At 71.4% G+C, this 13,674-nt stretch carries 12 protein-coding genes and 1 tRNA gene; 4 read left to right on the top strand and 9 right to left on the bottom strand.

What is annotated here, in order from left to right; all coding sequences use genetic code 11:
- Positions 1 to 13: 13 nt before the first annotated feature.
- From AB0B02_RS25765 to AB0B02_RS25795, 7 genes are all read right to left on the bottom strand, one after another.
- Positions 14 to 724 (bottom strand): ABC transporter ATP-binding protein, encoded by a 711-nt coding sequence (locus AB0B02_RS25765; protein WP_281936423.1) that lies wholly within the window; start codon positions 722 to 724, stop codon positions 14 to 16.
- Positions 714 to 1,496, bottom strand: a complete 783-nt coding sequence (locus AB0B02_RS25770) for an ABC transporter ATP-binding protein (protein ID WP_281938490.1) — start codon at positions 1,494 to 1,496, stop codon at positions 714 to 716. The genes AB0B02_RS25765 and AB0B02_RS25770 overlap by 11 nt, the downstream gene beginning before the upstream one ends.
- Positions 1,497 to 1,551: 55 nt before the next feature.
- A complete protein-coding gene (locus AB0B02_RS25775; protein ID WP_281936425.1) occupies positions 1,552 to 2,691 on the bottom strand; it encodes a branched-chain amino acid ABC transporter permease in 1,140 nt (379 codons plus the stop codon).
- Entirely contained in the window at positions 2,688 to 3,638 is a 951-nt protein-coding gene (locus tag AB0B02_RS25780; RefSeq protein ID WP_107157517.1) for a branched-chain amino acid ABC transporter permease, read from the bottom strand. Before AB0B02_RS25780 ends, AB0B02_RS25775 begins: the two co-directional genes overlap by 4 nt.
- A 107-nt stretch (positions 3,639 to 3,745) precedes the next feature.
- Entirely contained in the window at positions 3,746 to 4,906 is a 1,161-nt protein-coding gene (locus tag AB0B02_RS25785; RefSeq protein ID WP_281936428.1) for a branched-chain amino acid ABC transporter substrate-binding protein, read from the bottom strand.
- 259 nt (positions 4,907 to 5,165) lie between these two features.
- The gene (locus AB0B02_RS25790; protein WP_281936430.1) at positions 5,166 to 6,353 is read right to left on the bottom strand and encodes a hypothetical protein; all 1,188 of its coding nucleotides are present in this window, start codon (positions 6,351 to 6,353) and stop codon (positions 5,166 to 5,168) included.
- A gap of 60 nt (positions 6,354 to 6,413) precedes the next feature.
- Positions 6,414 to 7,034, bottom strand: a complete 621-nt coding sequence (locus tag AB0B02_RS25795) for a response regulator (RefSeq protein WP_281936432.1) — start codon at positions 7,032 to 7,034, stop codon at positions 6,414 to 6,416.
- A gap of 81 nt (positions 7,035 to 7,115) precedes the next feature.
- On the opposite strand from AB0B02_RS25795, the gene AB0B02_RS25800 reads away from it, so the two are divergent.
- Both AB0B02_RS25800 and AB0B02_RS25805 read left to right on the top strand, forming a co-directional pair.
- A tRNA-Leu gene (locus AB0B02_RS25800) sits at positions 7,116 to 7,198 on the top strand.
- 47 nt (positions 7,199 to 7,245) lie between these two features.
- The gene (locus AB0B02_RS25805; RefSeq protein ID WP_357304330.1) at positions 7,246 to 7,980 is read left to right on the top strand and encodes a transcriptional regulator; all 735 of its coding nucleotides are present in this window, start codon (positions 7,246 to 7,248) and stop codon (positions 7,978 to 7,980) included.
- A gap of 52 nt (positions 7,981 to 8,032) precedes the next feature.
- Here the strand turns inward: AB0B02_RS25805 and AB0B02_RS25810 are convergent, their stop codons facing one another.
- Positions 8,033 to 9,190 (bottom strand): PLP-dependent aspartate aminotransferase family protein, encoded by a 1,158-nt coding sequence (locus tag AB0B02_RS25810; protein WP_357304333.1) that lies wholly within the window; start codon positions 9,188 to 9,190, stop codon positions 8,033 to 8,035.
- Positions 9,191 to 9,292: 102 nt separating this feature from the next.
- On the opposite strand from AB0B02_RS25810, the gene AB0B02_RS25815 reads away from it, so the two are divergent.
- Complete coding sequence (locus AB0B02_RS25815; protein ID WP_281936438.1) at positions 9,293 to 9,772, top strand: Lrp/AsnC family transcriptional regulator; 480 nt, start codon at positions 9,293 to 9,295, stop codon at positions 9,770 to 9,772.
- Between the two features lie 61 nt (positions 9,773 to 9,833).
- Complete coding sequence (locus AB0B02_RS25820) at positions 9,834 to 10,829, top strand: LLM class flavin-dependent oxidoreductase (RefSeq protein WP_357304337.1); 996 nt, start codon at positions 9,834 to 9,836, stop codon at positions 10,827 to 10,829.
- 167 nt (positions 10,830 to 10,996) lie between these two features.
- On the opposite strand, the gene AB0B02_RS25825 is transcribed toward AB0B02_RS25820, so the two are convergent.
- Positions 10,997 to 13,273: a cellulose binding domain-containing protein gene (locus tag AB0B02_RS25825; protein ID WP_357304340.1), complete on the bottom strand. Its 2,277-nt coding sequence runs from the start codon at positions 13,271 to 13,273 to the stop codon at positions 10,997 to 10,999.
- Between the last annotated feature and the right edge of the window lie 401 nt (positions 13,274 to 13,674).

Genomic DNA, 13,674 nt, shown 5'->3' on the forward strand with positions numbered 1-13,674 from the left:
AGGGGGGCGTCGGTCAGGCCACGCCGAGGTAGGCCTCTTTGACCGAGGGGTCGTGCAGCAGGTCGGCGCCGGTGCCGCTCTTGACGATCCGGCCGGTCTCCAGCACGTACGCCCGGTGCGCGCGGGCCAGGGCCTGCTGGGCGTTCTGCTCCACCAGCAGGATGGTGGTGCCCTGCTGGTTGATCTCCGTGATGATGGTGAAGATCTGCTGGATGAGCATCGGTGCGAGACCCATCGACGGCTCGTCGAGCAGCAGCAGCTTCGGCCGGCTCATCAGCGCCCGGCCGACCGCGAGCATCTGCTGCTCGCCGCCGGAGAGCGTGCCGCCGGGCTGCTTGCGCCGCTCGGCCAGCCGGGGGAACAGCTCCAGCACCCGCGCCAGGTCCTGCGCGATGCCGGCCCTGTCCCGCCGGGTGTACGCGCCCATGTCGAGGTTCTCCAGCACCGTCATGCCGGGGAAGATGCCCCGGCCCTCGGGCGCCTGGCACAGCCCGCGCCGGACCCGCAGGTCGGCCCGGAGCTTGGAGATGTCCTCACCGGCGAACCTGATGCTGCCGGTGGCGATCGGCCGGATGCCGGAGATCGCCCGCATGGTGGTGGACTTGCCGGCGCCGTTCGCGCCGATCAGCGCGACGATCTCGCCCTCGTCCACGGTCAGGCTGATGCCGTGCAGCGCCTGGATCCGCCCGTAGAGCAGGCTCACGTCCTCGATCTCAAGCAGCATCGTCCGGCACCCCCAGGTACGCCGCGATCACCTTCGGGTTGTCCCGCACCTCGGCGGGCAGCCCCTCGGCGATCTTCTTTCCGAACTCCAGCACCACGATCCGGTCGGTCACGCCCATCACCAGGCGCATGTCGTGCTCGATCAGCAGCACCGTCACGCCGGTGTCGCGGATCTGCCGGATGAGCTGGAGCAACTCCTCCTTCTCCGCCGGGTTGAAGCCGGCGGCCGGCTCGTCCAGGCAGAGCAGCACCGGGTCGGTGGCCAGCGCCCGGGCGATCTCCAGGCGCCGCTGCTCGCCGTACGACAGGTTGCGGGCGAACTCGTGCATCCGGGGCAGGATGCCGACGAACTCCAGCAGGCGTTCGGCCTTCTCCCGGCCCTCGCGCTCCTCCTTCCAGTGCCGCGGCAGCCGCAGCAGCGCGGAGAGCACGCTGGTCTTGTGGTGCGCGTCCGCGCCGACCTGCACGTTCTCCAGCGCGGTCATCTCCGGGAAGAGCCGGATGTTCTGGAACGTGCGGGCCATGCCCATCCGGGTGATCTGGTGGCGCTTCTTGCCGCTGATCTTCTCGCCCCGGAACCGGATCTGCCCCTCGGTGGGCTGGTAGATGCCGGTCATCGCGTTGAAGCAGGTGGTCTTGCCCGCGCCGTTGGGCCCGATCAGCCCGAGGATCTCGCCCTTGTAGAGCGTGAAGTCCACGTCGTTGAGCGCGACCACACCGCCGAAGCGCAGCGTGACGTGGTCGACCTCCAGCAACGGCTCGCGCTTGTCCACCGTCTCGACGGCGGGCGCCGCGGCCTGGGCCGGAACGGCCGGGGTCTGTTCGGTGTCACTCACCGACGATCACCTCCTTGCGACGGTCCTTGAACTCCGCCGCTCGTCGCCGGTTCGGGATGAGGCCCTGCGGCCGGAAGATCATCATCACCACGAGCACCAGACCGAAGAAGAGGAACCGGTACTCGTACAGCTCGACGCCGAACAGCTCGATGCCGCGGAACCGCTCGATCATGTACGCCACCAGGCCGCCGCCGACGATCGCGCCGACGATGTTGCCGGAGCCGCCGAAGATGACCGCGGCCAGGATGATGATCGAGTTGAGCAGCTCGAAGTTCTGCGAGTTGACGAAGTTCTGCTTGCCGGCGAACAACGCGCCGGCCAGGCCGGCGATCGCCGCGCCGGAGGCGAACGCCCACAGCTTGAACTTGAACGTCGGCACACCCATGAGCTGGGCCGCGTCCTCGTCCTCCCGGATCGAGATCCAGGCCCGGCCGACCCGGCTGTGGGTCAGGTTCCGCACCCCGATCACCACCAGGATGATCAGCGTGAGCACCAGCCAGTAGTAGGGGCGGGCGTCGAGCACACCGAAGAACGGCTTGCCGTCGGCGTACTTGCCGGGCGGGTGCGGGATCTGGTTGAAGCCCCGCTGCCCCTTGAGGAACTCGGAGCTGACCGCCGCGATCCGGATCATCTCGGCGAAGCCGAGCGTCACCAGCGCCAGGTAGTCGCCGCGCAACCGCAGCGTCGGCGTACCCAGCATGACGCCGGAGACCATGGTCAGGGCGATCGCGATCGGCACCACCAGCAGCCACGGCCACAGCGTCTTGATGTTGCTGCTCGGCGACGTCAACACCGCGACCGTGTACGCGCCGACCGCGAAGAAGCCGAAGTAGCCCAGGTCGAGCAGGCCGGCGAAGCCGACCACGATGTTCAGCCCGACCGCCAGCAACACGTAGATCGAGACGGTGAAGAGCACCTGGGTGAAGTTCGCCCCGGGCGTCGGGATCGGCCCGAGGTACTGGTAGAACTCCTTGTTCGGCAACGCGTAGAAGAACACGATCACCGCGGCCAGCAGCACCCAGCGCACCCAGCGCGGAGCGTGGTGCCAACGATCCGAGATCGCCGCCCGGCCGTGCCGCAGCTTGTCCACCGCCGTCTCCCGCCGCTCCGGCGGGTCAATGGTGGTCGTCATGCGCGTGCCCTCCCCAGTGATTCGCCCAGCAGACCGGTCGGCCGGAACATCAGCAGCACGACCAGCACCGCGAACGCGGCGAAGTCCTTCCACTGACTGCCGAACAGGCCCGAGGCGTAGTTCTCCACGACGCCCAGCAGCAGGCCGCCGATCAGCGCGCCGCGGAGATTGCCGATGCCGCCGAGCACCGCCGCGGTGAACGCCTTGAGGCCCAGCAGGAAACCGACGCTGTAGGTGAGCGTCTGGATCCGGACGTCGTAGAGCAGGCCCGCGACACCGGCCATGGTGCCACCGGCGATGAAGACCATCAGGATGATCCGGTCCTTGTTGACGCCCATCAGCGCCGCCGTGTTGGCGTCTTGGGCCACCGCCCGGATACCGCGGCCGGTACGGCTGCGGTTGATGAACTGGTCCAACGCGAACATCATCACCAACGCGGCGCCGATGGTGAGCAGCTGGATGCTGTCGATCGGCACACCGGCGACGTGGAACAGCGGCTTGGAGCTGACCAGCGACGGCGCGCCCTGCGGCAGGCGTCGGGTGTAGACGCCGAACGCCTCGGAGATCGCGATCGAGGCGCCGATCGCGGTGATGAGGAACGCCAGCGGCGGCGCGTTGCGCTTGCGCAGCGGCCGGTACGCCACCCGCTCGATCACCGTCGCGGTGCCGGCCGAGGCGATGGCCGCCACGATCATCGCCACCAGCAGGTAGAACAAGATCGAGCCGACGCCGCTGACCTGCGAGTCCTGGTCGAGGCCGAAGCCGTTCCAGGTCCAGATCGCGGCGAACGCGCCGGCGATGAAGACCTCGGAGTGGGCGAAGTTGATGAGCCTGAGCACGCCGTAGACAAGCGTGTAGCCGAGCGCGACCAGGGCGTAGATCGCACCCTGCGTCAGGCCGGTCGTGGTGAGTTCCCCGAAGTTGGAGAACAGTCCGTCGAAGTTCAAGGGAGGGACGCTCCGTCGCTGAAGAGAAAAAGGGGGTGCGGCCGGGAGCCAGCTCCCGGCCGCACCCGCGATTCACAACTCAATCGCCAGTCGCAGCGATCGACCGATCAGGACTTGGGGATCTCCTGGTCCGGGACGACCTTGCCGCCCTGCACCTTGAACGCCCAGACCTTGACCTGCGCCGGGTCCAGCTCGCCGCCCTCGACGAACTTGTAGCTGGCCGCCACGCCCTCGCCGCTGTAGCCCTTCACGAACTCCAGCAGGTCGGCGCGGGAGGACTTGCCGGCCTTGATGCCCGCCAGCAGGATGTTCGCCGCGTCGAACGCGGTGTCGCTGTAGGTGCCCGGGTCGGCGCCGTTGAGCGCCTTGTAGTCGGCGGCGAAGGTGCCGCGCGCCTCGGTGGACGGCTGGCAGGGGCAGGTGAGGATGGTGCCCTCGGCAGCCGCCGCGCCGGCGGAGGTGATGTACGCGCCGTCGTTGACGCCGTCACCGGCGACCAGCGGGGCGGTGACGCCGGCAGCGGTGAGCTGCTTGCGGATCAGGCCGGCCTCCTGGTAGTAGCCACCGTAGAAGACCGCCTTGACGTTCGCGGCCTTGACCTTGGTGACCACGCCGGAGAACTCGGTCTGCTTGCCCTCGCCCTGGACCTTGTCGCTACCCACGACCGCCGGGCCGAGCACCTTCTTGACCTCGTCGGCCAGGCCCGCGCCGTACGCCGACTGGTCGTCGATGACGTAGACCCGGTCGGCCTTCATCACGTTCTTCATGTAGTTGCCGGCGGCCGGGCCCTGGCTGAAGTCGTTGCCGACCGCGCGGAAGAACGTCTTCCAGCCCTGCTCGGCGAGGCTGGGCCGAGTCGCGGAGGGGGTGATGGTGACCAGGCCGGCCTCGCTGAACAGCGGACCGGCGGCCTCCGACTCACCCGAGTAGGCCGGACCCACCACGCCGAGGATCTTGGCGTCGTCGATCGCCTTCTGGGCCAGACCGGGCGCCTGGTCCGGGCTGCCCTGCGAGTCGAGCTCGGCGAGCTCCACCTTGCAGTCGGCGTTCTCCTTGTTGTACTTGTCGACCGCCAGCTTGACGCCGTTCTTCTCGTTGATGCCCAGCGCGGCCGAGCTACCGGTCAGCGCGCCGAAGAAAGCGATCTTGCTCCCGCAGGCGCTGCCCCCGGACGCTTCGTCGTCGCTGCCGCTGGAACAAGCGGTACCACCGGCGACGAGCGCCAGCATGGCGACCCCGCCGATCACGCGTGCGAGCTTCTGCCTCAAGGCCCGAACCCTCCTCCGTCCATGGTCCGAACCACCCGCTGCTGATTGGCACTTGCGGGGGGCGGACGAACCAGACCGTCGTCGCCGGTCTGGGCCGGGACGTTATCCCACCGGCCAGCGGTGGCGTAAGACCCGGAAAGCGGGGTTGACCGAACCGTTACACGCCGTGGCGGATTCCCGACGCTTCCCGTAAGAACCGAAGGCGACGCAGGGCGTTCACCGAGGTTTCATCGGTAACGGGTGAACCCGCCATCACCCGCTACTCATCGACGGCCGGCAACGCCGCCCACCAGGCACGGGAGCTTTTCCCGTCGTCGGCGACCACAAGCAATCCGGCCTTGTCGGCGGCCACCGCCAGCGCGGCGTCCCCGCGGTCCGGCACCGACGCCGGGACGATCACCGGCCGCCACGACGCGCCACCGTCACCCGAGATCCACAGCCGCCGATCCGCGCCGTCCCCGGTCGCCGCGAACAGCCGGCCGTCGACGCCCACCAGGCCCGCCACCGACAGCACCCCGGGACCGGCCGCGCCGAACCCGCCCACCCGCTGCCAACCGTCCGACGACCCCGCCGGCGCGCGCCACACCGCGAAGCCGTCCCGGACCGGACCCACCACGGTCGGCGCGCCGTCGCGCGTCACCACCCGCTCCGCCGCCCCGCCGCCCGCCGCCACCGGCAGGGCCGACCGCCGCCACGACCGGCCGTCCACCGACGACCAGGCCAACGGCATCAGGGCGGCGCCGCCGGTCGGCAGCAACGACCCCACCACCAGCCAGCCGGAACCCACCGCCACCGCGTCGTACGCCGCCGTCCGGCCCCGGGCGTCGCCGGCCAGTTCCGGCACCCCGTCGCGCAGCGCGAACCCGCCGGCATCCGGCGACGACCACACCGCCGCCCCGTCGACACGCGCCCCGGCGATCAACCAGCCCGCCGGCCCGGCCGCCAGCCGCGCCGCGCTCACCGCGCGCGGCCCGCCGAACAACTCGAACGCCGCCGGCACCTCCCGCACCGGCCCGCCCGGACGCCACACCCACGTTCCGGTACGCGGATTGCCGTGCACGCCGCCCGTCTTCGCGCCGAGCGCCGCCATTCCGTCGTCGCGGCAGGCCACCGCGTAGAGCACGTGCTGCCGGCCGTAGAACGTCTGCGCCCGCACCGGCAACGCCGACCAGCTCAGCCCGTCCGCGCTGGACCAGGCCGCCGGCCGGGTCTCCCCCGCGCCGTCGACCAGCCCGCCGACCGCGTACCAGTGGTTCCCGCAGTGCGCCGCGTCGCGCAGCAGCGGCCGACCCGCGACGCCCGCCGGCACGGGCAACTCGACCGCCCGCCAGGCCGGGCGCACCGGGGCCGGATCAGCGGGCCGCTCCGGCGTCGACCGGCAGGCGGTCAGCAGCACCGCCACGCCGGCCACCACGGCGAGCACCGACCTGAGGCGCGAAGAAGGCATGCATCCGATCCTATCGATCGGCAGTCTTCCCGGGCGGGCCTTTCGTCGCCGGCGGGTGGCTCAGGACGCGGGCTGCGCCACCTCTCCGCCGGCGGTCTCCGCGAGGATCCGCTCGGCGACCTCCTTCATGGTCATCCGGTGGTCCATCGCGGTGCGCTGGATCCACTTGAACGCCTGCGGCTCGGTCATGCCGTACGTCGTCATCAGCGCGCCCTTGGCCCGCTCGACGGTCTTGCGGATCTCCAGCCGGTCGGTGAGGCCGGCCACCTCCGCCTCCAGGGCGGAGATCTCCGAGTACCGGGACAGCGCGATCTCCACCGCCGGCACCAGGTCGCTCTTCTGGAACGGCTTGACCAGGTACGCCATCGCACCGGCTGCCCGGGCCCGCTCGACCAGGTCACGCTGGCTGAACGCGGTCAGGATGATCACGGGGGCGATGCGCGCGCCGGCGATCCGCTCGGCGGCGGCCAGCCCGTCCATGATCGGCATCTTGATGTCGAGGATGACCAGATCGGGCTTGAGCTCCTCGGCGAGTTTGACGGCGGTCTCCCCGTCGCCGGCCTCGCCGACCACCTCGTAGCCCTCCTCGACCAGCATCTCGGCCAGGTCCAGCCGGATCAGCGCCTCGTCCTCGGCGATCAGAACGCGCTTGCGCTCGGCATCCGTCTGCATCTCGCCCACGAGCCACTCCCACCATCGATCCCGGCACGGTCACCACCCATGCTCCCGCATGAGCGTAGTCGGGTACAGTTACCCCACCCCGCCGGGATGGTGGAACGGCATACACGGAAGTCTCAAACACTTCTGCCCGAAAGGGCTTGCGGGTTCGAATCCCGCTCCCGGCACTTTTGTCATACGCCTGTTCGAAGATGTCGCTGTGCATCCTCCCGAAATGCGGGCACGGGCCCGCGCCCTCCGTGCCCGGGGTCACAACATCCGATCGGTTGCCCGCAGCCTGTCCCTGCCCTACACCACCGTCTGGCACTGGTGCGTCGACCGGCCGGAGCCGACCGTCTTCGGCAGCGCGGTCCGATGCTTCCGCTGTCGACCCGGCCAGGACAGTCCAACCGATCCGGCCGCCTACGCCTACCTGCTCGGGCTCTACCTGGGAGACGGTCATCTCGTCACCACCGACCGGACGCCGGTGCTCCGCGTCTACTGCGCGGACGCCTGGCCGAACCTGATCGACCTGTGCGACGCCGCGATGCGCGCCGTCCTGGCCAACAAGGTGCAGCGCATCCAGAAGCGAGGTTGCGTCGCCGTGCAGAGCACCGCACTTCATTGGCCGTGCCTGTTTCCCCAGCACGGGCCGGGCAAGAAGCACGAACGCCCGATCGTCCTGGCCGACTGGCAGCGGAGCATCGTCGAGGCCCAGGCGGGCGGCTTCCTGCGTGGCCTCTTCCACTCCGACGGCTGCCGCTTCGCCAACCGGGTCGTGGTCCGCGGGAAGGAGTACGTCTATCCCCGCTACATGTTCTCCAACCGCTCCACCGACATCATGGCGCTGTGCCAGTGGGCCCTCGACCTGCTCGGCATCGCCTGGCGGATGAACCTGCCGTGGTCCCTCTCGGTCGCTCGGAGGGAGGCGGTCGCCGCGCTGGACCGGCACGTCGGCCCGAAGTCCTGACCGGACGCCACGGCCGAGCGCACGCCTCGACCGGACGCGCGGCGGCGTCGCGTCAGATGGACGCCAGCGCCCGCGCCAGGTCCGCGCGCAGGTCCTCCGGGTCCTCCAGCCCGACCGAGACGCGCAGCAGCGCGCCGCCCGGCTTGGCGTCGCCCTCGACCGGCCGGTGCGTCAGCGACGCCGGGTGCTGGATGAGCGTGTCGACGCCGCCGAGCGAGACCGCGTGCGTGATCAGTTCGCAGGCGCCGGCGACCGTGGCCGCGGCGGGCGCGCCGCCGCGTACCTCGAAGGCGAGGAGGCTGCCGCCGCCGGACATCTGGCGGCCGACCAGCCCGGCCGGGTCGTGCCGGGACGGGTGGTGGACCCGTTCGACGGCGGGGTGACCGGCGAGCCAGGCGGCGAGTTTCTCGGCGCCGGCCTGCTGGGCGCGGACCCGCAGCGGGAGGGTCTGGAGGCCGCGGTGCAGCAGGTACGCGCCGAGCGGGTGCAGGACGGCGCCGGTGACGGCGCGCACCTGGCGCAGCCGGGCGGCCCAGTCGGGCGCGCAGGCGACGACGCCGGCGAGGACGTCGCCGTGGCCGCCGATGCTCTTGGTGGCGCTGTGCAGGACGAGCGCGGCGCCGTGCCGGGTGGGCTGCTGGAGGACGGGCGTGGCCACGGTGTTGTCGACGAGCAGCGGGACGTGGCCGGCGGCGGTGGCGAGCGCGGCGATGTCGACGAGGTCGAGCGTCGGGTTGGCCGGGGTCTCCACCACGACGAGCGCGGTGTCGGGGCGGATCGCGGCGGCGACGTCGTCGGCGCGGGCCCAGGTGACCTCGGTGCCGAGCAGGCCGCTGGCGAGGACGTGGTCGGTGCCGCCGTAGAGCGGGCGGACGGCGACGACGTGGCGCTTGCCGTCGCGGGTGGCGGCGAGCAGGGTGGCGGTGAGCGCGGCCATGCCGCTGGCGAAGGCGACCGCCTCGGCGGTGCCCTCGAGGTGGGCGAGCGCGGTCTCGAAGCGGGCCACGGTGGGGTTCCAGAGCCGCTGGTAGACGGCGCTGCCGCCGGCCGGGAGCGGGTTGCCGGTGGCGAGCGTCTCGTAGTCGTCGCCGCCGCCGGCGACCGAGGGCAGCGGGTTGGTGGTGGAGAGGTCGATGGGCGGGACGTGGACGCCGAGCCCGGCGAGGTCGTCACGCCCGGCGTGCACGGCTGCGGTGTCCACGGCGGTCATGCCGGGAAGCGTCGAACATGACGACGGGTCAGGGCAAGGGGAGCGAAGAAGATTCTGATGATCTCGCTTCCGCCCGGAGCTTGTTCGGTGGAGGATGTCGGCATGCCTCTCGCACCGAACGATGTACGGCCGTTCTCCGCCCTCGACGACGTCGACCGCGCGATCCTCACCGAGCTGACCGCGGACGGGCGGCTGCCGAACAACGCGCTCGCCGAGCGGGTGGGGGTGGCGCCGTCGACGTGCCTGACGCGTACCCGCGCGCTGCGGGAGTGCGGGGCGATCCGCGGGTTCCACGCCGAGGTGGACCCGGCGGCGGTGGGCCTGCCGTTGCAGGCGTTGGTGTCGGTGCGGTTGACCGCGCACGAACGGGCCGCGGTGGACGCGTTCCGGGCCCGGTCGGTGCGGCTGCCCGGGGTGGTGTCGGTGTTCCACGTGGCCGGCGCGGAGGACTACGTGCTGCACGTGCGGGCGGCGTCCGGGGACGCGTTGCGGGACTTCGTGCTCGACCATCTGGCGGTCGATCCGGCGGTGCAGCACACCCAGACCAGTCTGATCTTCGAGCAGGCGCGGGGTATGGGCTGACCCACTCGGCGGAACAATTCCGGCACGTCGCCGGTTGCACCATCGCGTGATCGACGTACCGATGTCTGTTCTTGACCTTGCCCCGGTGGCCGCGGCCGGCAACGCCGGTGAGGCGCTGCGGCACACCACCGAGCTGGCCCGCCGCACCGAGGAGCTGGGCTACCGCCGGTTCTGGGTGGCCGAGCACCACAACATGCCGGCGATCGCCAGTTCGGCGCCGGCGGTGCTGCTCGCGCACCTGGCCGCGCACACCAGCACGATCCGGTTGGGCTCGGGCGGGGTGATGCTGCCCAACCACGCGCCGCTGGTGGTGGCCGAGCAGTTCGGCACGCTCGACGCGCTGCACCCGGGCCGGATCGACCTGGGCATCGGGCGGGCGCCCGGCACCGACCAGGGGACCGCGCTGGCGTTGCGCCGCACCATGGAGGGCCTGTCCGCCGAGCACTTCCCGCGCGAGCTGGCCGACCTGATGAACTACTTCAGTGGCGCCGAGCCGGGTCCGATCACCGCGACGCCGGGGCGCGGGCAGTCGCCGCAGGTGTGGCTGCTCGGGTCGAGCGGCTTCAGCGCCCAGCTCGCCGGCCTGCTCGGGTTGCCGTTCTCGTTCGCGCACCACTTCAGCGCGCAGAACACCGTCCCGGCGTTGCAGCTCTACCGGCAGCACTTCCGGCCGTCGCAGTGGCTGGACCGGCCGTACGCGATGGTGGCGGTCAACGCGGTCTGCGCGGAGACCGACGAGCGGGCGGAGTGGCTGGCCGGGCCGGCCGGGCTGTCGTTCCTGAAGCTGCGGTCGGGGCGGCCGGAGCCGCTGGTCACGCCGGAGGAGGCGGCGGCCTATCCGTACTCCGCGCTGGAGCGGGAGTTCGTGGCGCAGCGTCGCGACGGTCAGGCGACCGGTTCGCCGGGGACGGTGGCCCGGCAGCTCGGGACGCTGCTGGAGCGCACCGGCGCGGACGAGCTGATGCTGACCGCGATGGTCTACGACGTGGACGACCGGGTCCGCTCGTTCGAGTTGATCGCCGAGAAGGTGGCCGGTGGCCTGCGCCGCGAAGGCTGAAACACGCTCTTCATAGCCACGTCACCGCAGCGTCGCGTGGGACGCATAGCTTTGTCCCCGGTGGTGGTACGGCATTCCCGGTCGGGACGGGTCGGGAATGCTGCGGTGTGGTGCACCGGGTCGCCGGCTGAGCGGATTCCGCGGCCGGCGACCCGGTGCCTGCCGTTTCAGCGCAGGTAGATGTTCGGCGCGGCCGGCGTGCTCATGCCGTCCCCGAGGTGGAAGCCCGGGTGCGGCGGCTGGTTGTAGGCGGTGTTCTGCCAGGCGACGGCGACCCGGTACTGCGGGTCGTGCATCAGCGTCGGCAGGCGCAGGCCGGTGGTGACCGGCGTGCTGTAGATGCGCAGCGCCGAGCTGTCGGCGGTGCGCCAGACCACTTCCTCGCGCCAGTCGCCGAGGAGGTCGGCGGAGAGCGCCGGGGTGGACTTGGTGCCGTTGTTGGACGCGACGTTGCTGCCGGTGAGCAGTCGCGTCTCGCCACCGGTGCCGTACTTGTCGATCTTGGTGCCGTCGAGCAGCTCGCGGACCGGGTCGCCGTCCCACCAGATCAGGAAGTTGGCCGAGGACGGCTTGCGGCCGACGTTCTGCCCGCGCGTGTTGAGCAGGCCGTCGACCGCCGAGGACCAGGACTCGGCGCCGGGGCTGCCGGCCCAGATGTCGTCGGAGACGCCGCGACCGTTGTCGCCGTTCGGCGCGGTCTGCCAGAGGAGCTGACCGGTACGCGCGTCGGACATCCACGAACTGGGCTTGCTGCCGTCCTCGTCGACCTTGAAGACCTCCAGGCCGGCGCGGGACGGGTCGAGGTCGCCGACGTGCAGCGCGTCGCCGTGCCCGTTGCCGGTCGAGTAGAGCAGCCGGCCGTTGTCGTCGATGGTGGCGGCCCCGTACACGATCTCCTGACGGCCGTCGTTGTCCACGTCGGCCACCGAGAGCTGGTGGTTGCCCTGACCGGCGGCGGCGCCGTTGCCGGAGACGTTGGAGTCGAACGTCCACCGCTTGCGCAACGTGCCGTCGCGGAAGTCCCAGGCGGCGATCACCGCGCGGGTGTAGTAGCCGCGCGCCATGATCAGCGACGGGCGCTGCCCGTCCAGGTAGGCGGTGCCGGCGAGGAACCGGTCGACCCGGTTGCCGTACGAGTCGCCCCAGGAGGAGACCGTGCCGCGCGGCGGGTCGTAGTCGACGGTGGACAGCGCCGCGCCGGTGCGCCCGTCGAACATGGTCAGGTACTCCGGGCCGGCGAGCACGTAGCCGCTGGAGTTGCGGTGGTCGGCCGAGGACGAGCCGATCACCTGGCCGGTGCCGGAGCGCGAGCCGTCGGCGGTCTTCATGGCCACCTCGGCGTCCCCGTCGCCGTCGTAGTCGTACACCTGGAACTGGGTGTAGTGGGCGCCGGCGCGGATGTTGCGGCCCAGGTCGATCCGCCACAGCCGGGCGCCGGTCAGGGTGTAGGCGTCCACGTAGACGTTGCCGGTGTAGCCGGACTGCGAGTTGTCCTTGGCGTTCGACGGGTCCCACTTGAGCACGAACTCGTAGCGGCCGTCGCCGTCGAGGTCGCCCACGCTGGCGTCGTTGGCCGAGTAGCTGTACGCCTCGCCGCTCGGCGTGGTGCCGCCGGGCGGGGCCTGGATCGGCACGTCCAGGTAGCCGTTGGCGAACTGGAGCGCCGGGGCGGACGCCGCCTGCTCGGCGCCGTTCACCACGGCCCGCACGGTGTACGCGGACCCGGCCGCCGCGCCGCCGTCCAGGTAGCTGGTGGCGCCGGTGATCGGGCTCGCGTTGACCTTGGTGGCGCCGCGGTAGAGGTTGAACGACACGCCCGAGGTCTCGGTGCCGAGCAGCCGCCAGGAGACCAGGTTCCCGCTGCCGGAGCGGACGCTGACCAGCCCTCGGTCGAGTTTCTCCATCTGCTTCGCGCCGGCCGGCGGAGTGGTGGGCGGCGGGGTGGTGGGCGGCGGGGTGGTCGGGGGCGGCGTGGTCGGGGGCGGCGTGGTCGGGCCGGACGTCGTCGGCGTCGCGGTCGGGGGCGCGCCGGTGCACGTGGTGCCGTTCAGGGTGAACGTGGTGGGGGCCGGGTTGCTGGCGTTGTTCCAGGAGGCGTTGAATCCGAAGTTCGCGGTGCCACCGGTGCCGATGGCGGCGTTGTAGCCGGCGTCGCGGGCGGTGACCTGGACGCCGGACTGGCTGACCGTGGCGTTCCACGCCTGGGCGACCTGCTGACCGGCGGCGAAGCTCCAGCCGAGTGTCCAGCCGTCGACCGGGTCGCCGAGGTTGGTCACGGTGACGTCGGCGCCGAAGCCGCCGCCCCACTGGTTGGTGATCCGGTAGTCGACCCGGCAGGCGGCGGCCGCCGCCGAGGCGGTGACGGTGGTGAGCACGCCGGCCGCCAGCGTGGCCGCCGAGACCGCGGCGAGCAGGGCGAGCCGGCGTGAGGTGGTGTGGTGCACGGGGGTTGCCTTTCGCGAAGGTCGGGCACGCGGCGACGCCGGCCTGCCCGGACCGGCGGGAGTGTGCACGTGCGCTGACGCGACGGGAACGTCGACGCATCGACGTTGATGATTAGGCTCCGCGCTCCGCAAGCGTAGCCACCACCGCGCACCCCCACAAGCACGCCGCGCCCCGGCGGAACCTCGCCCGCCGCTCTGAACACGGAGAGTGACGTCTCAGTACCACAATTCGCGGGACGGCGATATACCACTGAGGCATAAATATGACGGAGCGGTATATCGCGCGCGAGTGCATCCACCAAGGGCCGGCGACACGCCGACGAACGCGGCGCGCCGGCCGGGATGCCGCTCGTCAGCGCCGCCGGCGGCTCAACCCTCGACCCGGGAGGCTCAACCCCCGA

Origin of the sequence: Micromonospora sp. NPDC049240, assembly GCF_040647835.1 — a bacterium.
Classification (GTDB): domain Bacteria; phylum Actinomycetota; class Actinomycetes; order Mycobacteriales; family Micromonosporaceae; genus Micromonospora.

Excerpts from the sequence above, each read along its gene's own strand:
- AB0B02_RS25805 (WP_357304330.1), top strand. The coding sequence starts at position 7,246 with ATGCGGGCACGGGCCCGCGCCCTCCGTGCCCGGGGTCACAACATCCGA.
- AB0B02_RS25790 (WP_281936430.1), bottom strand. The coding sequence starts at position 6,353 with ATGCCTTCTTCGCGCCTCAGGTCGGTGCTCGCCGTGGTGGCCGGCGTG.
- AB0B02_RS25775 (WP_281936425.1), bottom strand. The coding sequence starts at position 2,691 with ATGACGACCACCATTGACCCGCCGGAGCGGCGGGAGACGGCGGTGGAC.
- AB0B02_RS25815 (WP_281936438.1), top strand. The coding sequence starts at position 9,293 with ATGCCTCTCGCACCGAACGATGTACGGCCGTTCTCCGCCCTCGACGAC.
- AB0B02_RS25765 (WP_281936423.1), bottom strand. The coding sequence starts at position 724 with ATGCTGCTTGAGATCGAGGACGTGAGCCTGCTCTACGGGCGGATCCAG.
- AB0B02_RS25810 (WP_357304333.1), bottom strand. The coding sequence starts at position 9,190 with ATGACCGCCGTGGACACCGCAGCCGTGCACGCCGGGCGTGACGACCTC.
- AB0B02_RS25820 (WP_357304337.1), top strand. The coding sequence starts at position 9,834 with ATGTCTGTTCTTGACCTTGCCCCGGTGGCCGCGGCCGGCAACGCCGGT.